Genomic DNA, 384 nt, shown 5'->3' with positions numbered 1-384 from the left:
CAGCGCCGGTTCCAGAAGATCATCGAAGAAACGCCGTCCCCGGCGCTGACGCCCAAGCAACGCGACGAGATCTGCGAAACCGCCGCCGGGATTGCGCGCGCGGTCAACTATCGCGGCGCCGGCACGGTGGAATTCATCTATGCGCAGGACGGGTCGTTTTATTTCCTGGAAATGAACACCCGCCTTCAGGTGGAACATCCGGTGACCGAAATGGTGACGGGCTTTGATCTGGTGGCCGAGCAGTTGCGCATCGCGGCGGGCGAGGGGCTGAGCGCCGCGCAGGGCGACATTCCCCAGACCGGCCATTCGATCGAACTGCGCATCTGCGCCGAAGACGCGAGCGCCGATTTCCGCCCCGCGATCGGGGACATCCTGCTGCTGGAC

Annotated in this window: 1 pseudogene; it reads left to right on the top strand. The window is 64.6% G+C overall.

The features are described 5' to 3' along the window. A pseudogene (locus ACP2AV_RS15720) lies at positions 1–384 on the top strand (biotin carboxylase); the annotation flags it as partial.

It is taken from the genome of Aliiroseovarius sp. PTFE2010 (assembly GCF_049943335.1).
Taxonomy (GTDB): Bacteria; Pseudomonadota; Alphaproteobacteria; order Rhodobacterales; family Rhodobacteraceae; genus JBNFVY01.
The sequence above is the reverse complement of the archived record's forward strand: the minus strand, read 5'-3'. Positions and strand labels throughout refer to the sequence as shown.